The organism is Streptomyces marianii (assembly GCF_005795905.1).
GTDB classification, from domain to species: domain Bacteria; phylum Actinomycetota; class Actinomycetes; order Streptomycetales; family Streptomycetaceae; genus Streptomyces; species Streptomyces marianii.
In genome coordinates this window covers 6,298,229-6,318,759 of sequence record NZ_VAWE01000001.1, presented here as the reverse complement: position 1 = coordinate 6,318,759, position 20,531 = coordinate 6,298,229, and the positions used below count along the sequence as shown (strand labels likewise).

The following is a 20,531-nucleotide window of genomic DNA, read 5'->3' as shown; positions in this document are numbered from 1 at the left end:
CCCGCGGGCGGCAGCGGAAGAGCGGGTGACGGGTGGTCACCCGCCGGGCCGCGGCACATCGTCCGTCAGCCCCGGGAAGCCGCCCGGCCGGACCGCCGGTCGGCCGGTCGGCCGGTAGGGCCGGCCGGTGAGATGGACGCCCGCCGCGGCGGGCGTCACGACGCCCTCCCCCGGCGCTTCCGGCACGCCTCGAGGCTCTCGTGCACCACGCGCCGTGCCCGTCCCCGTCGGCCGGGTACGGGCGCGTCCTCCCCCGCGGTCCGCGGAGGCCCGGTCCGGATCACCCGCCCGTACTCCACCGGGATCCCGCCCCCCACGCGGATCACCGGGGCGTATACGACGGCTGCGGTACCGCGGCCGGGCGTCCTCGCGCAGCGCTTCCGGCACGCCTCGAGGCTCTCGTGCACCACGCGCCGTGCCCGTCCCCGTCGGCCGGGTACGGGCGCGTCCTCCCCCGCGGTCCGCGGAGGTCCGGTCCGGATCACCCGCCCGTGCCCCACCGGGACCCCGGTCCGTGTCATTCGCCCGCGATCCGGCGGCAATCGGGGCGCACGGGGGTTCCGGGGACCGCCGGATCCCCGAGTAACACGGGGTTCACAATCGAGCAATGGCCGGGAAACCAGGGGTTGCGAAGCTGCGCCTCATACCCGCTGCACCCGCAAAGGATGAGGGCCCGTGACCATCAAGGCTGAGTACATCTGGATCGACGGCACCGAGCCGACCGCGAAGCTCCGCTCGAAGACGAAGATTCTGACGGGTGCCGCCGCAGACGTCTCCGAGCTTCCCATCTGGGGCTTCGACGGATCCAGCACCAACCAGGCCGAGGGTCACGCGTCCGACTGCGTGCTGAAGCCGGTCTTCTCGTGTCCCGACCCGATCCGCGGCGGCGACAACGTGCTGGTGCTGTGCGAGGTCCTGAACACGGACATGACCCCGCACCCGTCCAACACGCGGGCCCAGCTGGTCGAGGTGGCGGAGAAGTTCGCCGCCCAGGAGCCGATCTTCGGCATCGAGCAGGAGTACACCTTCTTCGACGGGGACCGTCCGCTCGGCTTCCCCGTCGGCGGCTTCCCGGCCCCGCAGGGCGGCTACTACTGCGGTGTCGGCTCCGACGAGATCCACGGCCGTGACGTCGTCGAGGCGCACCTGGAGAACTGCCTGCAGGCGGGTCTCGGCATCTCCGGCATCAACGCCGAGGTCATGCCGGGCCAGTGGGAGTTCCAGGTCGGCCCGCTCGCACCTGTGGAGGTCGCGGACCAGCTGTGGATCGCCCGCTGGCTGCTGTACCGCACGGCGGAGGACTTCGACGTCTCCGCGACGCTCGACCCGAAGCCGGTGAAGGGCGACTGGAACGGCGCCGGCGCGCACACCAACTTCTCCACGAAGGCGATGCGCGAGGGCTACGACGCGATCATCACCGCGTGTGAGTCGCTGGGCGAGGGTTCCAAGCCGCTGGACCACGTCAAGAACTACGGTGCCGGCATCGACGACCGTCTGACCGGTCTGCACGAGACGGCCCCCTGGAACGAGTACAGCTACGGCGTCTCCGACCGCGGTGCCTCGGTGCGCATCCCGTGGCAGGTCGAGAAGGACGGCAAGGGCTACATCGAGGACCGCCGTCCGAACGCGAACGTCGACCCGTACGTGGTGACCCGCCTGCTGGTGGACACCTGCTGCTCCGCGCTGGAGAAGGCCGGCCAGGTCTGATCCCGCAGCCGCTTCGGAAGGGGCGCCCGCCGGTTGACCGGCGGGCGCCCCTTCCGCGTCGCCGGGACACGAGCACCGCGACTGCGGGCACGGCCCGCCGACCAGCAGCCGCCGCTTCCGGCGCCCGCCGCTCCGATCGCGTATCCCGTCCCCGGCCCGGTTTCCCCCTGCTCGGTCACGTCCGCGGTCAGGTCCTCCGCCGCGTCCTCCGCCACGGAGCAGGGCGCGGACCGCAGCGGGCCGGAGCGGGGCCACGGGCCTGAGCGGGCCGGACCGGGGCGCCGAAGCGCCACGCTCCCCGGGCAGGCCCCGTGCCGTCAGGCCGCCGTGGACCGGCGACGCGCCCGGGCCACCAGGCCCAGGACGACGCGCGGGCCTGGCCGGTTCGGGGACGCCTACGGCGGCGAGGAGCAGCGGCGCGAAGCGTCACGCACACTGCCGCGAACAGTGCTGCTCGGAAGGCGCGCATCGGCGACCGGGCATCCGTCATGGCCCGCACATGGTGCCGCCCCTGGCGCCCTTCCGGCAGACGGGGGGCGCGGCCGGATTCCCCCCGCAGCGGAACTCCGCACGTCGGAGCGGGTGAGCGGGCACGCTCGGCACCATGAGACTTCTGGTGCTGGGCGGTACGGAGTTCGTGGGGCGGGCCGTCGTGGAGGCCGCGCTGGCCCGCGACTGGCAGGTGACGGTGTTCCACCGTGGGCGCCACGAGGCCCCGGCGGGGGCGCGGGTGCTGCGCGGCGACCGGGATGCACCGGACGGGCTCGGCGCACTCGCGGAGGGCGAGTGGGACGCGGTCGTCGACACCTGGTCGGCTGCCCCGTCCGCCGTCCTCGCCCCGGCGCGGCTGCTCGCGGACCGGGTCGGCCACTACGTGTACGTCTCGAGCCGCTCGGTCTACGCGTGGCCGGCGGCCGCGGGGCTCGACGAGGACGGCCCTCTGGTGGAGGGTGCCGCGGCGGACGCCGGGCCGACCGACTACGCCCGCGACAAGCGGGGCGGCGAGCTGGCCGTGACGGAGACCTTCGGCTCCGACCGGTCGCTGCTGGTGCGCGCGGGGCTGATCCTGGGGCCCTGGGAGAACGTGGGCCGGCTGCCGTGGTGGCTGAACCGGATGGCGCGCGGCGGTACGGTGCCCGCGCCGGGTCCGCGCGAGCTGCCGGTGCAGTTCGTGGACGTACGCGACCTCGCCCTCTGGACCCTCGACGCGGCGGAGAAGCGGCTGACCGGTCCGTTCAACCTGGTGTCGCCGCACGGCCACACCACGATGGGCGGGCTGCTTGATGCCTGCGTCCGGGCGACCGGCTCCGGCGCGGAGTTGCGCTGGCTCGACCCGGAGCGCATCGCCGCGGCCGGGGTGGAGCCCTGGACGGACCTGCCGGTGTGGGTCCCGCGCGGCGAGGCGTACGACGCGATGCACCGCGCCGATGTGTCCAGGGCCCTGGCCGCCGGTCTGCACTGCCGCCCGGCCGAGGAGACGGTCGCCGACACCTGGGCCTGGCTCCGGAGGGTGGGCGGAAGCGCCCCCCTGCGTGAGGACCGGCCCCCGGTCGGCCTGTCCGCGGCCCAGGAGTCGGCGCTGCTCGGCGGCTCCTGAGCACCCGGGGCGCCGGGGCCGGCCCGCTGCCCCGCCGCACCGGACCCGGCTGCGCCCGGCGGGCGCACCTCCGGGCGTCCGCGGCGGTCCCGGCCCGCGGTGTCACGTCCGGCATCGAGTCGGTCAGTGCGGTGGGCGTACCGGGGCACGCGGGCGCAGACGGGCACATCCGCGAGGTTTCGCCAACCACCCTCGTGGGCATGCCCGTTGGCACCCGGTGGCAGCCGTTTTGCGGATGGAGTTTTCTACGAATTCCGGTCCCGTCTGAACGTGGCGCCGCGCGACTCCGTATGGAACGACGCGTTGCTCCCACCCCGGGATTGGAGTTCCATGGCACGCACAACACGCAAACGCTCAACGCTGGCAAACCGGGCGATCGCCGCCTCGGCTGCCCTGATTCTGGGCGGGGGTGGGCTGGTCGCGGTCAATGTCTACGCATCCGCGGGTGAGAGCCGCGGTCAGAACCCCAAGGGGACCCAGGCCGCCGGCCGGTCGCTCTCCACCATCGACTGCCCGGACGTCGGAAACGAACTGGACGTGGTGCCGCAGAAGGCACGCGCCAACGTCGACCGCGAACTCGCCACGCTGGACACCCAGATCACCAAGGCGTACAAGCGCTTCGCCGACCTCAGGCAGCGGATCGAGCGCGACCCCCGCTACGGGCAGCAGCAGATCCTCACTCCGCTGAAGAACGAGCGGACGGTGATCCTCCAGCGGATCGCGGCGCTCATCGAGCGCGGCAAGGCTCCCAAGCCGAAGGGCCTCGAGTCCATGGCGTCGTGCACCCTGCGGGCCGACGACAACGACGGACAGAACCAGGGCGGCGGCCAGAACCAGGGCAACGACCAGGGTCAGGACGGCGGTCAGGGTCAGGACGGCGCTCAGGACCAGGGCCAGGACAACGGCGGCCAGGACCAGGGTCAGGACAACGGCCAGGGCGGCGGGAACGGCGGTCAGGCCGGCAACGGCCCGGAGCAGTCCGACTTCGTCGACATCGAGTCCGTCCAGCCGAACGTCGACAACCCGCGCAACCGGCGCGGTGCCTCCCGGGGCACGTTCACGACCAGCTGCGGTGTGAACGAGAACGGGAAGTTCAACCCGGACAACGTGATCGTCGCTCCCGGTGTCGCCAACGGCGCCCACCACATGCACGACTACGTGGGCAACCAGGCCAACGACGCCTTCGCCAGCGACGACGACCTCGCCAACGGCGAGACGACCTGTGTGAACCAGGCCGACAAGTCGACGTACTACTGGCCGGTGCTGCGGCTGCAGAACGGGCAGCAGGAGAACGACGCCGACGCCGACGGCGGCGGCAAGGACCAGAACGTCGGCGAGATCCAGACGCCGTCCCAGGTCACGCTGAACTTCGTCGGCAACCCGCGCTCCAAGGTGACGGCCATGCCGCGGTTCCTGCGGATCATCACCGGCGACGCCAAGGCGTTCGTCAACGGTGACGCGAACGCGAACGCGTCGTGGAGCTGCACCGGGTTCGAGAACCGCCAGCTGAAGGACAAGTACCCGATCTGCCCCGAGGGCAGCCAGGTGGTGCGGTCGTTCAAGTTCCAGAGCTGCTGGGACGGTCAGAACACCGACAGCGCCAACCACCGCACCCATGTCGCCTTCGCCCAGGCGAACGGCGCCTGCCCCAACGGCTTCCGGGCCATTCCGCAGCTCGTGCAGCGCATCGTCTACGACGTGCCGCCGCCGGTCTTCGACGGGGCGAACCCGAGCGTCTTCGCGGTCGACTCCTTCCCGGAGCAGCTGCACAAGCCCATCACCGACCACGGCGACTTCATCAACGTCTTCGACGAGAACCTGATGAACAAGATGGTGAGCTGCATCAACGGCGGACGCAAGTGCCGCTGACCGCTCGCTGAGCCGGCGCCGGACCCCGGACTCCCCGCCCGAGTCCCGGGGTTCGGCGCCTCCTTCCGCCGAACCCCGCCCCTCCCCCTCCCCCATGCCTGCGCGGCCTGCTCAGTGATGGCCGGAGTGCTCGTCCTCGTTCCCCCCACTGCCGGCACTGCTCCCCGAGTGCCCGCCATGCGAGGCACCGCTCTCCACGGCCCCGCCGAGCCGGCCGCGCAGTGCCGTCACGACCTTCTCGTCGCCGACCGCCACCCACTTCCTGCCGACGAGGTACGAGCCGCCGTAGTCGTTGGCCTCGTTGATCCACTCGCGCTGACCGCGGTCGGTGGCGAAGGTGGCGAGGACGTACTTGCCGTCCTTCGTCGCGCAGTTCGCCTGCCGCAGTTCCTTCGCGTCCGTCTGGATGTTCGGCTCGCACTCGGCCTGCTTCGCCAGTTCCTCCAGGCTCCCGGTCGCCGTCCTCGGCACGTCGGGGGCCTCGTCCGCGTCCCCGCCGCAGGCGGTGAGGGCCATGGCCGCCGTCAGCGCCAACGCGGCCAGGGCCATCGGAGTGGTGGTTCGAGCTCGTTGCGTACTCATCGGGCCATCGTGCCCGGTCGGCGCCCCGGTGGGCAGAGGAACGAGGGGTAACGTGCCGCACGTCGCACCCGCACCAGCTGTCCCATGTGCACCAGGGAGAAGCCGCCGCCATGCCCGCGATCCCCGCGACCACCGTCGCCAATCTGCGCGACCTCGGCCCGACCCCGCTCATGGGCGGCCGCATCGTGCGGCCGGGGCTGCTGCTGCGGTCCGGGCAGCTGGACCGGCTGGACACCGCGGCGGACCCGGCGGTGGCGGCCCTGGGCGTCCGGACCGTCTTCGACTTCCGCACGGAGGCGGAGCGCCGGGCCCGGCCCGACCGCCTTCCGCCGGGCACCCGGGTGCTGGCGGCCGACGTGCTGGCGGACTTCCTGGCCTCCGGCACGGTGCCCGCGGCCGCACGGCTGCGGGAGGTCCTGGGCGACCCGGCGGCCGCCGAGCGGGAGCTGGGCGGAGGCCGGGCGCACGCCCTGTTCGCCGACACCTACCGGGCCCTCGTCTCCACGGAGTCCGCCAGGCACGGCTACGGGGCGTTCCTGGAGGCCCTGGCCGAGCCGGACGCCGGGACGCTGCTGTTCCACTGCACGGCGGGCAAGGACCGCACGGGCTGGGCCGCGGCCGTGGTGCTGGGCCTGCTCGGCGCGGACGAGGACACCGTGATGGCGGAGTACCTCTCCGTGAACCGGGCGGTCCGCCAGGCGTTCGCACCGCTCGTGGAGGGTTTCACCGCCCAGGGCGGCGACCCGGAGATCGCGCTCACCCTCATCGGTGTGACACCGGACTACCTGGCCGCCGCCCGGGACGAGGTGACCAGGCTCCACGGCTCGCTGGAGCGATACGTGAGGGACGGCCTCGGAGTGGGCGACGAGACCGTGGCACGGATCCGCGCCCGTCTCACCGGGCCTGCCGACCGGGGCTGGTGACTATCGCAGTATTCGCTCGTTCTGCTGAAGGTGAGCACCCAGGAACTCGCCCCCGCCGCCGTCGACGTGGAGCAGGCCGAGGCCGCGCTCGTGGAGCACTATCCGCGTCTGGTGCGGACCGCCTACCTCGTTCTGCCGCCCTCCCTCGGCCGCAACCGCCGTGTGCTGACCGCTCACTGGATCGTGCAGCGCTCCCTGCCGCGCGGCCGTGCGGCCCGGCTTCCGCAGGCCGGTGGGGCACGGGTGCCGGCGCCGCGCGGAACGGCCGCGCCGGGGTACGCGTTCGTCCGCGGGCGGGTGCTGCGGCAGGCGCTGGACGCGGGTCTCCCGCTGCGGCGGCGGGCCTGGCCGAAGCGTGTGCAGTTCCCGCCGCTGCTGCCCCAGGTGTGGGGGCTGCGGTTGTTCCCGCGCTCCGGCGGCGCCGATGAACTCGCCCTGGACCAGGGGCTGTCCGCGCTGTCCGGGGCCGCGCGTGCCGCATACGCGCTGCGCGCCCTGGAGGGGCTGACGGATGCCGCGGTGCGGCAGGTACTGAGCGGCGCCGGGGTGGCCGACCCGCACGCGGCGCTCGCGGCGGCGGACGGGCTCCGCACCCCGGAGGGCAGGACCGCGGTCGATCTGCTGGAGTCCCCCGAGTTCGACCCCTGCTCGCTGCAGGCCCGGCCGACCGATCTGATGCGCCGCCGGCGGCATGCGAAGGCCGCGCTGGCGGCGGCCGCGGCCGTGCTGGTGTCCGGCACACTGCTGAGCCTGCCCGGAGAGGGCTGGGCACCGGCGGAGGCGGCCGCTCCGCTGTACGCGCGCCACCCGGCCGCCGAGGCGGCGCTGGACCCGGCACGGCTGCAGCGGATCGGCGCTCAGGCCTGGCGGAGCTCCAGCCGCACGGACTTCTCCGTGTGGCCCGCCCGGGGCTCGCTGACCGGGGACCGCGCACTGCTGCGCAGGGCGCTCGCCGTCTGGGCGCGGCCCGGTGCGACGGTGCAGGTGTCCGCGACACCCGGCACCCCGCCGGGTCCGCCGATGGGGGCGCCACAGCTGCTGTTCGCGGGCGAGGTGGGCCGGGCCCGGGTGGTGGTGTTCCACGACGGGCTGCGTGTTGTGCGGTACGCGGAGCCGGACGGGGGCGCGAGCGGCGGCCCGGCGCTGGACCTCGCCCGGACCGACGCGGCGGACGCGGCCACCGCCGGGGCGCTGCTGGTCGGCCGGGGCAGCGGCGGTGTCCGCTACCTGACGGCACCCTGGGTGAGCGGGGCCTCGGCACGGGATCTGCTCGATCCGGACGCGGAGCCCCGGACACTGCGGCGCGACGCGCACGGGGTGACCGAGGTGCTGCCGAGCCCGGCCGCGGCCCGCGAGTGCCGGGCGTGGCCCGCGCTGGAGCTGTCCGGCGGCGGCGCCCGGCGGCTGGTCACCGATCTCGGCGAGATCGTTCCGGCCCGGCTGACCTGGGGTCCTCCGCTGTCCGTCGGCGATGTCCCCGAAGCTCCCGAGGAGGCCCGCACCGCCTGGGCGCGCACGGCCTGTCTGCTGCCCACGATGCGCTCGAACGGGGTGCGGGAGGTCAACGCCTGGCGGTACACGCGTCAGTGGCTGCCGGAGGGGAACGGCAGGGCAGCCTGGGTGTGCACCCGCGCCGAGACCTGGCGCGGCGCGGGCGGCCGGGTGCTCGCCCAGTTCCAGCCGCCGCAGTCGGGCCCGGCGGCCCGGTCGACCGGTGTGGTGGTGGCCCGCTCCGAGGTGTCCCCCGCGTGCGGACCGCGGGACCCGCGGGTGCTGGCGGGCGTGCTGTGGAAGTCCCGCACGGGCCAGTGGTACGTGCTGGCCGCGGGTAGTGAGGACGTCACCTCCGTACGTGCTTCCGGCGGGGTCACCGGCAGCGCGGGGGGCAACCACCTCGTCGTGCCGGCGCGCCAGGGGGTGCGGGTGGAGCTCGACGGCAGGCTCGCGGACGGATCCCGGATGCGTGCCCTGCGCTGAACGGCGCCCGGACCACGGAGCCCGGACGGGACGGGTGGGCCCGATGCGCCCGGAGCCGAGCGGCTCAGGGCAGCAGCAGCCAGTCCGCCGCAAGGGCCGCCGCCAGGCCCGCGCCCAGCAGATACGTGCCCAGCCGGGTGCGGCCGTGGCGGCTGAGCTCGATGACAACTCCGCACAGGATCATGGCCAGTCCGTACGCCCCGACCACGAGGACCGACGTGCGACTGGCCAGCCGCACCGCCAGGACCGCACCGAGCGCCACGAGCACGAGGGACGCCGCGGCGATCCGGAGCGTCCGCGCCTGGCGGGGGGTCATGCGTCCCGGCGCGGGCGCCGGCCCGTCCGCGGATACGGGCCCGTCCACCGCGGGCACTCCCGTCGGCGCGGGCGCGTCCACGAGCGCGGGCGCGTCCGAAGGTGCCGGGGACTCCGCGGGTGTCTCCTGGTCAGAAGCGGTCATGTTCCGGAAGCCTAACGGCCGAGCGGCGGACGGCGTCCGAAGCCCGGCCGTTAGGCTGTTCGCATGACGACCGGGGTTCGCCGCAGGATGGGCGTCGAAGAGCGCAGGCAGCAGCTGATCGGAGTGGCGCTGGAGCTGTTCAGCCACCGCTCCCCCGACGAGGTGTCGATCGACGAGATCGCCGCCGCCGCGGGTATCTCGCGCCCGCTGGTCTACCACTACTTCCCCGGCAAGCAGAGCCTGTACGAGGCCGCGCTGCGGCGCGCGGCGGAGGACCTCGCCCACCGTTTCTCGGAGCGGCACGAAGGGCCGCTCGGCGGACGGCTGCTGAGGGTGATGCGCCGGTTCTTCGACTTCGTCGACGAGCACGGGCCGGGCTTCTCGGCGCTGATGCGGGGCGGCCCCGCGGCGGGCACCGGCACCACCAGCGCGGTGATAGACGGGGTCCGCCAGGCGGCCTACGAGCAGATCATGGCCCATCTCGGTGTCACCGACCCGGCGCCACGGCTGCGGCTGGTGGTGCGGTCCTGGGTGTCGCTGGCCGAGTCCACCGCGCTGATCTGGCTGGACGGCCGGGAGATACCGCGAGCGGAGTTGGAGCTCCAACTGGTCCACGACTTCGCGGCGCTGGTGGCGGTGCCCGCGGCGTACGACCCGGACATGGCTGCCGTGCTGGAGCGCATCATGCGGGACGAGCCGGCCGACGGGCCCTTCGGGGACCTCGTCGGCCGGCTCGTGGCCCTCGTGCCGCAGGCACCGTCCCCGGCACCCGCGGCACGGGTTCCGCAGCAGCGCGCCTGAGCCCCGAGGGCCCCGCCGCGCCGCCGCGCGTCAGCCGCGGGTGAAGACGGCGACGGTGCGTCCCGGCACCGCGAAGGAGCCGGTGGCGCCGTCGTACGACGCGGACTTGACCACCGGGTCGGCGCCCCCGGCCTGGACCGGGTGCAGCCGGTGGGACGTGCCCGCGAGGGCGCCGATCCGCTGGGTCCGGCGGTCCGGAGTGGCGTTGAACACCACGACCAGACCGCCCAGGCGCATGGTGATCACCCCCGGTGTCTCGTCCGTGCCCGACAGCGGGAACGAGAGCGCCGACTGCACCTCGTCCGCCGAGCCGAGTCCGAACTCCTTCTCGGTCGTGCGGATCCTCAGCAGATCGCGGTAGGCGGCCGAGGTGCCGGTGATCTCCGCGCAGCCGGGCTTCAGCGTGGGCGCGGTCAGCAGCGGCTTGGCGTACGGCCACTTGGTCTTGTTGTCGGCGGCCGGCGGCAGGCCGCGGCCGAAGCCGTTGCCGTCGCGGCAGTCCCAGTGGACGGGGTTGAACCAGTCACCGCTGTCGTAGGAGTTGCGGTCGAGCGACTTCGACCGGAGGAGGTCGGTGCCGGCCTGGGACAGCGCGGGCCCCTGGGAGAGCGCGGCCGTCGCCATCGCCAGGACCTGCATCCGGGCGCGGTCGGCCGCGGGGACGGACGGCGGCAGCTTGAACGCGAGCGCGTCGTAGAGCGTCTCGTTGTCGTGGGCGTCCGCGTAGGCGAGGGCGTCCCCGGGTGCCGCCGCGTAGCCCGCCGGGGAGCCGTTGTAGTCCACCTCGGAGCCCTTGACCGCGCGGCCCCGGGTGTCGGTGAAGGTGTACGACGCCAGGTTGCCGGACAGCCCGACCTTGATCAGGTCCTGGTAGTGCAGCAGCCGGGCCCTCTGCTCGGCCGGGGTGCCGTTGGCCTCGGAGGCGTTGGGCTCGGTGAACAGACCGGAGGCGAAGCCCTGGACGCCTGGGTCCTCGTCGAACGGGCCGCCGCCGCGGACCGCGTCCCGCGCCCGGTCGGAGAAGGTGGCGATCCCCGTGCCGGCCATGTTCCTCTGGGTGGCCTGGACGAACCGGGCGTCGTCCGCGATCTCGCCGAAGTTCCAGCCCTCCCCGTACAGGACGATCTTCTTCCCGTCGACGCCGTCCTTCCCGACGGTGAGCGCGTCGAGAGCCTTGCGGACGGCGAGCATGTTCGCCTTCGGGTGGTGACCCATCAGGTCGAACCGGAAGCCGTCGACCTTGTAGTCCTTCGCCCAGGTGACGACCGAGTCCACGACGAGCTTGCCCATCATGGTGTTCTCGGGCGCGGTGTTGGCGCAGCAGGTGGACGTGGCCACCGAACCGTCGTCGAGGAGCCGCTGGTAGTAGCCGGGGACGATCCGGTCCAGCACGGACTTCTCCGACTGGCCGCTCGCGACGGTGTGGTTGTAGACGACGTCCATGACGGTGCGCAGTCCGGCACCGTTCAGGCCCTGCACCATCCGCCGGAACTCGACCGTGCGGCGCGTGCCCTCGGGATCGGAGGCGTAGGAGCCCTCCGGGACGGTGTAGTGCAGCGGGTCGTAGCCCCAGTTGTAGGCGTCCTTCGCCGCCGCCTTCGCGACGCAGGCCTGCTGCTCCGCGGAGTCCGGCGCATACGCCTTCAGGTCGCAGTCCGGCACGGACTGGTCCGACTTCCTCTCCGGGACGGTGCCGATGTCGAAGACGGGAAGCAGATGCACGTAGGAGGTGCCGCTCCTCGCGAGCGACGCCAGGTGCTTCATCCCGTCCGACTCACGCTCGGTGAGGGCGAGGTAGCCGCCCTTGTTCCTCGCGGTGCGGTCGGCGACCGAGAAGTCGCGGACGTGCAGCTCCTGGATCTGGGCGTCCTTCAGCGGCACGGCGGCCGGCTTGCGCAGCGTGGACCAGCCCTCGGGCGCGAGCTTCGGGTCGGCGAGGTCGACGACGAGACTGCGGGCCGAGTCCGTGGTGAGGGCGGTGGAGTACGGGTCGGTGACCCTGTTGGTGACCACCTTCCGCACACTGGGCGCCCAGACCGTCACGGCGTACCGGTAGGGCTTTCCCCGCCAGCTCGCCGGGCCGGTGACCGTCCAGACGCCGGAGGCGTCGTCGCGGCGCATCGGGACGGTCTTCCCGTCCAGTTCGAGGGCGACCCTGCGCGCGGTGGGGGCCCACACGGAAAGCGTCGGGCGTCCCTTGCGGAACACCGGTCCGAGCGCGGCCTTCTGCGCCTTGCCCGCGTAAAGGTCGTCGAGGACGCCCGGGATCTGCACTCCGGTCGCGGAGAGCAGGGCACCGGCCGCGTTGCGCTGGGTGGCGATCAGCTGGCCGCGCAGCGCGTCCTCGACCCGGTCGCGGTCGCGCGGGTCGACGGTGAAGGCGGGGAAGTCCTTCAGGTGCGGGTACTTCGCCTTCTGGGCGCCGGTCAGTGCGGACGGGTTCAGCCGCAGCCACCGCCCCTCGTCGCTGAGTGCGCCGTCGACGATTTCGATGCCGCCGCCGGGTGCGTACACGAGTTGCCGGCTGGTGGCGCCGGTGGCCTTCACCTTCCACACGACGGTGTCGCGGTCGATGAACTGCGCCTCGGCCTTCGACAGATCGGGCGCGGGCGCACCGCCGCTCATCGGCAGCAGGTACTTCGGCTGCCCGGCGAGCATCCACACCTCGCGGCCGTGGCTGGCGAACGACAGCGACTGGTCGGTCGGCAGGTCCTTCTCGTCGCCCTTGTGGACGATGTAGCTGAGCGACGTGGCGCCCTCGGCGAGCGGGACCTCGAAGGTGACACCGTACGCGTCCTTCCGGACCGGCATCAGCGGCTTCGACCAGTCGGTGGGCTCGGCGGCACCGGTCCAGGTGTGCAGGCCCCAGCCGTCGTAGTCGCCTCCCCCGGAGCCTCCCGCCTGGGAGGTGCCCCCAGGCCGGTGGTAGTGCAGCACGGCCTTCTTCGGGTCCTGCGGCGGGCGGGCGCCGTCGGGAGCGGTGTCGGACTGGCCGTCCTGGCCCTGCGTGATCCAGACCTCGCCGGTGCGGCCGAGGTCGATGGTGCGCTGCGGCCCGTCGGGGGCGCCGTCCTCCTCGACGGTGTACGAGAGGGCCGACGTACCCTCGGGGACCTTGACCCAGGCGAAGGCGCCCCAGGCGTCGCGGCCGGTGAACGCGGCCGTGGTCCCGGCGGCCTTCAGCCGCACGCCGTCGTAGTCTCCCCCGGAGCCTTCGGCCTGGGAGGTACCCCCACCGGCGCGCTTGTAGTGGACGACCGCGTGGGTGCGCTCGACGGCCGTGGGTTTCTCGGGCGGCGGGACCCGGCCGGCCGTGGTGGCGGCGAGGGCACTCGCGGTGCGGCCGACACTGTCGACGACGACCGCCTTGTAGCGCAGGGGCGTGCCGGCGGGCGCCGTGATGTGCTGGGTGACCGTGTACGGGGCGTGGTCGGCGGTGCCGAGGGTGCGCCACTTGCCGTTGCCCACCTGCGCTGCGAAGACGACCCGGTTGAGCTGTCCGCCGCGGACGTCGGCGGAGATCTCCACGGTGCCGGTCGCCCCGGCGGCGGGGGCCCTCAGGGTCAGGGACGGCTTCGCGGCGGGGGGCGCGAGGGGCCCGGTCGCGCGCAGCACCAGCGCCGACAGCGCGGGCACGGTGACGGTGACCCGGCCGCCGGTGGCGTGCACGGTGCCGGAACCGCCGTACAGGGCCCGGAACTCCGCCGAGTCCACGGGCACGGTCACGGTCTTCTCGGTGGTGGCGTTGTTGACGGCCACCAGGTACTCGACGGCTCCCGCGCGCTTCGTCGCGTCCGTCCGGGAGAAGGCGTAGACGGAGTCCTTCGCGTAGCGCTCCTGCTGGACGCCGTCACGCAGCGCCGGGTGCTCGCGGGTGAGCTTCGACAGCGCGGCTATCGAGCGGTAGACGGGGTGCCCGGTGTCGTACGCGTCTTCGGCGTGGGTGCGGTCCGTGCCGAGCTGGTCGTCGTCGAGGTAGTCAGCGGTCTTCGACGCGAACAGGGTCTGGCGGGCGTCCTTGTCGCCGCCCGCGCCGGTGAAGCCCTGCTCGTCGCCGTAGTAGACGACCGGGTTGCCCCGGCTGAGGAACATCAGCTCGTTGGCGAGACGGGCCCGCTTCAGCAGTTCGGCGTCACCGGCCCCGGGGTTGTCCTGCTTCAGGAAGGTGCCAATGCGGCCCATGTCGTGGTTGCCGAGGAAGGTCACCTGCTCGTAGGCGTTGGCCTTGTCGGTGGTGTACCGGTAGTCGTCGGCGAAGACCTCGGCGAGCCGGCCGGCGCCGGCGCCCTGCGAGGCGTAGGCGCGGGCCGCGTCCTGGAAGGGGAAGTCGAGGGTCGAGTCGAGCCGGCCCCGGGTGACGTACGGCGACGTCACGGCGGTGTCGGCGGAGTAGACCTCGCCGAACATGAAGAAGTCCTCACGGCCCCGCTTGGCCGCGTAGGCGTCCAGCGCGGTCGCCCACTGGGTCCAGAAGTCCAGGTCGACGTGCTTGACCGTGTCGATCCGGAAGCCGTCTATCCGGAAGTCGCGGACCCACTTCTCGTAGATCCGCTTCATGCCCTCGACGACCTCGGGCCGCTCGGTCCACAGGTCGTCCAGTCCGACGAAGTCGCCGTACTCGGCGCTCTCCCCGGCCCAGGTGGAGTCGCCCCGGTTGTGGTACATCGTCGGGTCGTTGAGCCATGCCGGGACCTTGGTGACGGCGCCCTCGCCCTTGACCGGGGTGTACGGGAAGGAGTCGGCGTCGACCGCGCCGCGCGGGATCCCGTCGCGGTCGTCGAACGGGCGGCCGCTCCTGTCGAGGTACGGGTGGGAGCCCTTGGGGCGGTAGCCGTAGGCCTTCTCGGCGTAGTCCACGGTGTCGGCGGTGTGGTTGGTGATGACGTCGAAGAAGACCTTCATGCCCTTGGCATGGGCCTTGTCGATCAGCGTCTCCAGGTCCCGGTTGCTGCCGAAGTGCGGGTCGACCTGGGTGAAGTCGGTGATCCAGTAGCCGTGGTAGCCCGCCGACGCGTCCTTGCCGCTGCCCTGTACGGGGCGGTTCTTGAAGATGGGCGCGAGCCAGATGGCGGTCGTACCGAGGCCCTTGACGTAGTCCAGGCGCTTGGTGAGTCCCTTGAGGTCGCCGCCCTGGTAGAAGCCCTTGTCGGTGGGGTCGTAGCCGGTCTCCAGGCGTGAACCGGTCAGTCCTCCGCGGTCGTTGGCGCGCTCGCCGTTCGCGAACCGGTCCGGTAGCACGAAGTAGAACTGTTCGCGGGTGAGATCGTGCCGGGCGGGCTGCGCGGCGAGCCGCGCGTCGGACGGTGGGGCGGGCGGCTTCGCCGCGGCGGCGGGCGCGAGTGCGGCGCACACGGCGACGGCCAGGCCGGCCGCCACCGTTCTGCGCCGGGCGCGCGAGGGGGGTGTCACGAGGGTTCTCCTCACTGGTCTGGACTCGTCGGAACTCGTGTCGGAACGCATCGGTACTCGTCGGGACACGTCTGTGCCCGTGGGCTCATGGGCTGCTCATGGGCCCGTGACCCGTGACTCGCGGCTGTGGCCTGCGGATCGTGGTTCGTGGCCTGCGGATCGTGCTTGGTGGCCCGCGGATCGTGGCACGTGACTCGCGGCACGTGGACCCTGGCCCATGGCACGTGAATCGTGGCCCGTGGACCGTGGCACGTGGACCGTGGACCGTGACTCGCGGCCTGCGGATCGTGCTTGGTGGCCCGCGGATCGTGGCACGTGACTCGCGGCCCGTGGACCGTGGACCGTGGGGCTCCTCGGGCCTGGTCGGGGCTCCTCGGGCCTGGTCGGGATCGGAAGGCCGTGCGCCGAGGGCCGTGGATCTCGCCCGCACCGCCCGGCGGGTCGTGCCCGGCCGGGTCCGGGCGAGCACGACCATGGCAGGTCCGGGCGAGCACGACCGTGCGCCCCCAGGGGCCCGGACGGGCGGCGGGACGTTCACCGGCGGCCTCGCCCACCCGGCCCGGATCTCAGGACCGCCAGGAGTCGTCGAGACTCACCCTGCCGGTCGGCGGGACCGTCGCCGTGCGGTTCGCACCGGTCTCCCAGGTGACGTTGCCCGCGGCGTCCTTGCGCAGGTACTTGTACTCGAAGGAGGTGCCGGCGGGCAGGCCGGCGTCGAGCTTCCACACGGGGTAGGCCGCCGGGTCGAGCTTGAGGGCGCTGCCGGTGTTCCAGTTGCCGAGGGCGGTCTGGTTGCCGGTGACGTAGATGTTCTGGCCGGGCACGGTCGTGGCGTTGACCGCGAACGAGGCGCCGGAGGCGGACGATCCGCCGCCGCAGTTCCTCGCGCCGACGTGCAGCGCGACGGCGGTGTTCGGGCCGAGGGTCCGGGTGAACTGGCCGGCGCCGTTCACCGTGACGCCCGTGCCCGACTGGACGTCGCAGTAGTCGCCGGCCGGAAGGGAGGTCTGGAAGGTGCGGGTCAGCGCCGAGGTCTCGTGGTTGACGGCCACGTACGCCTTGTCGCCCCGGCCGAACGCGATCGCGTCGGCGCCGTTGTCCCACCAGTTCGTGACGCCCTGACCGCGCGCGACGTTCCGGAAGGCGACCATGGAGGAGATCTCGCGCCAGGCGTGCTGGCACTTCCAGCCGTCGCTGTAGCAGGCGTTCACCGTGCCGCCGTTGGGCGGGCCCGCGTCCTTGTCGGACCACTCGTAGCCGGAGTGGACGTCCGGCGCGCCGTACGGCCAGGCCAGCATGAACACGTTCGCCAGCGTGTAGTCGGCGCCGTTCTTGTAGGTGAGGGTGTCGCCGCCGCGCTCGGTGTCGTGGTTGTCGACGAAGACGGCGGACTTGCCGCTCGTCATGTAGCCCCAGCCCTCGCCGAAGTTCCTCAGGTACGCCAGGTTCTCGTTGAGGAAGACCCGCTTGAGGTCGCGGGCGTAGCGGAACTCCTGCACGTCGCCGTTGCCCAGGTACTCGTCGGGCTGGACGGCCTCACCGGCGCCGTGTATGGCCTCCTGCTTCCAGTAGGCGGCCGGATTGCCGAGCCTCGCCTTGATCGCGGCCAGGTCCCCGGCCGGCATGTGCTTGGCGGCGTCGACGCGGAAGCCGTCGACGCCGAGCGACAGCAGATCGTTCATGTAGCCCGCGATCCTGTCGCGGACGTACTCCTCGCCGGTGTCGAGGTCCGCGAGCCCGACGAGTTCGCAGTTCTGGACATTGGCGCGGTCCCGGTAGTCGGTGATCTGCGCGGTGCAGTCGTCCATGTCCGGGGCCGAGTACAGGCCGGGGTAGCCGTACTTGGTGTACGACGAGCCGCCCGTACCCGTGCCGTTCCCGGCGGCCATGTGGTTGATGACGGTGTCGACGACGACCTTGACGCCCGCCGCGTGGCAGGCGTCGACCATGCTCGTGAAGGCGGCGCGGTCGCCCAGCCGCCCCGCGATCCGGTAGCTGACGGGCTGGTAGGACGTCCACCACTGCCCGCCCGGTATGTGCTCCTGGGGTGGGGAGACCTGGACGTATCCGTAGCCGGCCGGACCCAGGGTGCCGGTGCACGCCTGCGCGACCGAGTCGAAGCGCCATTCGAAGAGGACGGCGGTGACGTCCTTGGTGCCGGGCTGGGCCGCCTGCGCTGCCCCGGGTGGCGCGATCACCGCGGCTGCCGTGCCCGCCACGACGGCGAGCGCGGCAGCCAGAGATCTGCTGGCCATGTGCTTCCTCCTGCGGCTCAGGAAGGGAGGTGGGAGGTGGTGAACGGGGGCCTGGGGTGGGGGTGTTGAAGGTTCTTGCTGCAAAACTGAAAGGACCCTCCGCGCAGGTGACGGTAGGCCCGAACGATTGCCCGGTCAACCGTTCGGACACATCCGGGAAACACGGACGCCATCTGCCTGCAAGGTTTTTCACCCTGCGGGCAGATGGCGTGACGGCCTTCCCTGACGACCAGTCAGCTCCGCGCCCTCGCCGTCGAGCCGCGTACCACCAGCTCCGGCTGGAAGACGTACTCGGTGCTGGGCACGGGGTTCCCGCGGATCTCCTCCAGCAGCGCGCCGACCGCCGCCGACGCCATGGCCTGGACCGGCTGCCGCACGGTCGTCAGCGGCGGGTCGGTGAAGGGGATGAGCGGCGAGTCGTCGTACCCGACCACCGACACGTCGCCCGGCACGTCCAGGCCGCGCTCGCGCGCCGCCCGGATCACCCCGAGCGCCATCATGTCGCTGCCGCAGACGATTCCGGTGCAGCCCGCGTCGAGGAGTTCGGCGGCGGCGGCGTGCCCGCCCTCGACGCTGAACAGGGTGTGCCGGACGTACCGTTCGGCATCCGGTCCGGCCGCCGCCAGGAAGCCCTCCGTCTTCCTCCGCGACGGCACGTAGCGCACCGGCCCGACCGCGAGCCCGACGCGCTCGTGGCCGAGCTCGGCGAGATGGCGCACGGCCATGCCCGCGGCCATGTGGTCGTCGGGCGAGACGAACGGCGCCGAGACCTGCTCGTTCCAGCCGTTGACGAGCACGAACGGGATCCGGCGCGCGGCCAGTTCGGCGTAGCGCCCCTGGTCCGCCGCCGTGTCCGCGTGGAGCCCCGAGAGGAAGACGATGCCGTCGACACCGCTCTCCTCCAGCTGCTCCACGAGCTCGTCCTCGCTGGCCCCGCCGGGCTGCTGGCAGCACAGCACCGGTGTGTAGCCGTGCCCGGCCAGCACCTGCTCGATGACCTGGGCGAACGCCGGGAAGATCGGGTTGGTGAGCTCGGGCACCACCAGGCCGACCAGTCCCGCGCTGCGCCGCCGCAGCCGGACCGGGCGCTCGTAGCCGAGGATGTCGAGCGCCGCGAGCACCCGGGTGCGGGTCGCCGCCGACACACCGGGCTTGCCGTTGAGGACACGGCTGACCGTGGCCTCGCTGACGTCGGCCTGCGCGGCGATGTCGGTGAGCCGGGGAGCTCCCGCCCCCGCGGTGCCCCTCGGCCTGGGGATCGTCACACCGTCCACCACGCCGTGGCGTCCGCGGACAGGACGGCGAAGCCGTCGTTCACCGCGACCGGCGCACTGGCCAGCAGGAGAGCGCCGGGTGCCGGGAGGCGGACCGGCGCGCCCGTGGTGTTGGTGGTGCAGACGAACCCGTCGCGGGACAGGGCGAGGACGCCGTCGGGTGCGTCGAGCCAGGTCACCGCTTCACCCGCGCCGAGGCCCGGGTGGTCGCGGCGCACGGCGAGGGCCGCCCGGTACAGCTCCAGGGTGGAGCCGGGCACCCCGGTCTGCGCCTCCACGCTGAGCTCGGCCCAGTCGGCCGGCTGCGGGAGCCAGCTGCCGCCGCTGCCGAAGCCGTACGAGGAGCCCTCGCGGGTCCAGGGGATCGGCACCCGGCAGCCGTCGCGGAAGCCGTCCTGGCCCTCCGCCCGCAAGAACGACGGGTCCTGGCGCACCTCGTCCGGCAGGTCCGTGACGTCCGGCAGGCCCAGCTCCTCACCCTGGTAGACGTACGCCGACCCCGGCAGGGCCAGCATCAGCAGCGTGGCGGCGCGGGCCCGGCGCAGGCCGAGCTCGCGGTCGCCCTGCTCGCGCAGTTGGGTGCCGAGGCCCGGCGGGTTGCCGAAGCGGGTGGCGTGCCGGGTGACGTCGTGGTTGGACAGCACCCAGGTGGTGGGCGCGCCGACCGGCCGCATCGCGGCGAGCGAGCCGTCGATGACCTCGCGCAGCTCCTTCGCGTCCCAGTTGGTGGTGAGGTACTGGAAGTTGAATGCCTGGTGCATCTCGTCGGGGCGGACGTACAGCGCGGTGCGCTCCACGGTCGGGGTCCACGCCTCGGCGACGAGGACGCGCTCGCCCTCGTACTCGTCGAGGATCCGCCGCCAGGAGCGGTAGATCTCGTGGACGCCGTCCTGGTCGAAGAACGGCATGACATCGTTTCCGAGCAGTCTCAGTTGCTCTCCGGAGCCGATGTCGGGCAGGCCGGGTGCCTTGACCAGGCCGTGGGCGACGTCGACGCGGAAGCCGTCGGCACCCAGGTCCAGCCAGAAGCGGAGGATGGAGCGGAACTCGTCCTGTACGGCCGGGTGCTCCCAGTTGAAGTCCGGCTGCTCGGGGGCGAAGAGGTGCAGGTACCACTCGCCCGGCGAGCCGTCCGGGTTCACCGTCCGCGTCCAGGCCGGCCCGCCGAAGATCGACTCCCAGTCGTTGGGCGGCAGTTCACCGTCCTCGCCCTTGCCGGGCCGGAAGTGGAAGCGCTCGCGCAGCCGGGACCGGGGGCCCTCGCGCAGCGCCTGCCGGAACCAGTCGTGCTGGTCGGAGCAGTGGTTGGGCACGAGGTCGACGATGATCCGCAGGCCCAGTGCGTGGGCGCTGCGGATCAGCGCGTCGGCGTCGTGGAGCGTGCCGAACATCGGGTCGATGGCACGGTAGTCGGCGACGTCGTAGCCCGCGTCGGCCTGTGGGGAGGCGTAGAACGGGCTGAGCCAGACCGCGTCGACGCCGAGCTCCTTGAGGTACGGGAGCCTGCTGCGTATCCCGGCGAGATCGCCCATGCCGTCGCCGTTGCCGTCGGCGAAGCTGCGCGGATAGACCTGGTAGATCACCGCGTCCCGCCACCATGGCGCTGGCTCGGCACGGTGGCCGGACGTCGTCGCGGTGGCGGGGGCAGCGAGGTGCTGGGTCATTTCGTCCCTGGGA

General features: G+C 72.8%; 13 protein-coding genes. 6 read left to right on the top strand and 7 right to left on the bottom strand.

Annotated features, from left to right (window positions below; genetic code table 11):
* Window positions 1-36 precede the first annotated feature (36 nt).
* Window positions 37-186, bottom strand: coding sequence for a hypothetical protein (locus FEF34_RS41535; protein WP_171053130.1), 150 nt, complete (start codon window positions 184-186; stop codon window positions 37-39).
* Window positions 187-675: 489 nt separating this feature from the next.
* Here FEF34_RS41535 and glnII point away from each other — a divergent pair, with 489 nt between their 5' ends.
* The 3 genes from glnII to FEF34_RS28680 all read left to right on the top strand — a co-directional run bounded on the left by glnII (window position 676) and on the right by FEF34_RS28680 (window position 5,173).
* Complete coding sequence (gene glnII, locus FEF34_RS28690) at window positions 676-1,707, top strand: glutamine synthetase (protein WP_138055739.1); 1,032 nt, start codon at window positions 676-678, stop codon at window positions 1,705-1,707.
* Between the two features lie 604 nt (window positions 1,708-2,311).
* Entirely contained in the window at window positions 2,312-3,304 is a 993-nt protein-coding gene (locus tag FEF34_RS28685) for an NAD-dependent epimerase/dehydratase family protein (RefSeq protein ID WP_138055738.1), read from the top strand.
* 330 nt (window positions 3,305-3,634) lie between these two features.
* Window positions 3,635-5,173, top strand: a complete 1,539-nt coding sequence (locus FEF34_RS28680) for a DUF1996 domain-containing protein (RefSeq protein WP_138055737.1) — start codon at window positions 3,635-3,637, stop codon at window positions 5,171-5,173.
* 111 nt (window positions 5,174-5,284) lie between these two features.
* On the opposite strand, the gene FEF34_RS28675 is transcribed toward FEF34_RS28680, so the two are convergent.
* Window positions 5,285-5,722 (bottom strand): hypothetical protein, encoded by a 438-nt coding sequence (locus FEF34_RS28675; protein WP_138057780.1) that lies wholly within the window; start codon window positions 5,720-5,722, stop codon window positions 5,285-5,287.
* A gap of 143 nt (window positions 5,723-5,865) precedes the next feature.
* Between FEF34_RS28675 and FEF34_RS28670 the strand changes: the two genes are divergently transcribed.
* Both FEF34_RS28670 and FEF34_RS28665 read left to right on the top strand, forming a co-directional pair.
* Window positions 5,866-6,678, top strand: coding sequence for a tyrosine-protein phosphatase (locus FEF34_RS28670; protein ID WP_138055736.1), 813 nt, complete (start codon window positions 5,866-5,868; stop codon window positions 6,676-6,678).
* A gap of 66 nt (window positions 6,679-6,744) precedes the next feature.
* Window positions 6,745-8,655 (top strand): hypothetical protein, encoded by a 1,911-nt coding sequence (locus tag FEF34_RS28665; protein WP_138057779.1) that lies wholly within the window; start codon window positions 6,745-6,747, stop codon window positions 8,653-8,655.
* A gap of 64 nt (window positions 8,656-8,719) precedes the next feature.
* On the opposite strand, the gene FEF34_RS43285 is transcribed toward FEF34_RS28665, so the two are convergent.
* Complete coding sequence (locus FEF34_RS43285) at window positions 8,720-9,115, bottom strand: hypothetical protein (protein WP_234042601.1); 396 nt, start codon at window positions 9,113-9,115, stop codon at window positions 8,720-8,722.
* Between the two features lie 63 nt (window positions 9,116-9,178).
* On the opposite strand from FEF34_RS43285, the gene FEF34_RS28655 reads away from it, so the two are divergent.
* A complete protein-coding gene (locus FEF34_RS28655) occupies window positions 9,179-9,916 on the top strand; it encodes a TetR/AcrR family transcriptional regulator (protein ID WP_138055735.1) in 738 nt (245 codons plus the stop codon).
* A 30-nt stretch (window positions 9,917-9,946) separates the two neighbouring features.
* Here FEF34_RS28655 and pulA read toward each other — a convergent pair whose 3' ends face one another.
* From pulA to FEF34_RS28635, 4 genes are all read right to left on the bottom strand, one after another.
* Window positions 9,947-15,325 carry a pullulanase-type alpha-1,6-glucosidase gene (pulA, locus tag FEF34_RS28650; RefSeq protein ID WP_138055734.1) on the bottom strand — a complete coding sequence of 1,793 codons (5,379 nt, stop codon included), beginning with the start codon at window positions 15,323-15,325 and terminating at the stop codon, window positions 9,947-9,949.
* Between the two features lie 566 nt (window positions 15,326-15,891).
* The gene (locus FEF34_RS28645; protein WP_138055733.1) at window positions 15,892-17,580 is read right to left on the bottom strand and encodes a carbohydrate-binding module family 20 domain-containing protein; all 1,689 of its coding nucleotides are present in this window, start codon (window positions 17,578-17,580) and stop codon (window positions 15,892-15,894) included.
* A gap of 233 nt (window positions 17,581-17,813) precedes the next feature.
* Window positions 17,814-18,857: a LacI family DNA-binding transcriptional regulator gene (locus FEF34_RS28640; protein ID WP_138055732.1), complete on the bottom strand. Its 1,044-nt coding sequence runs from the start codon at window positions 18,855-18,857 to the stop codon at window positions 17,814-17,816.
* Window positions 18,842-20,518 (bottom strand): glycoside hydrolase family 13 protein, encoded by a 1,677-nt coding sequence (locus tag FEF34_RS28635; protein WP_138055731.1) that lies wholly within the window; start codon window positions 20,516-20,518, stop codon window positions 18,842-18,844. The genes FEF34_RS28640 and FEF34_RS28635 overlap by 16 nt, the downstream gene beginning before the upstream one ends.
* Window positions 20,519-20,531 lie beyond the last annotated feature (13 nt).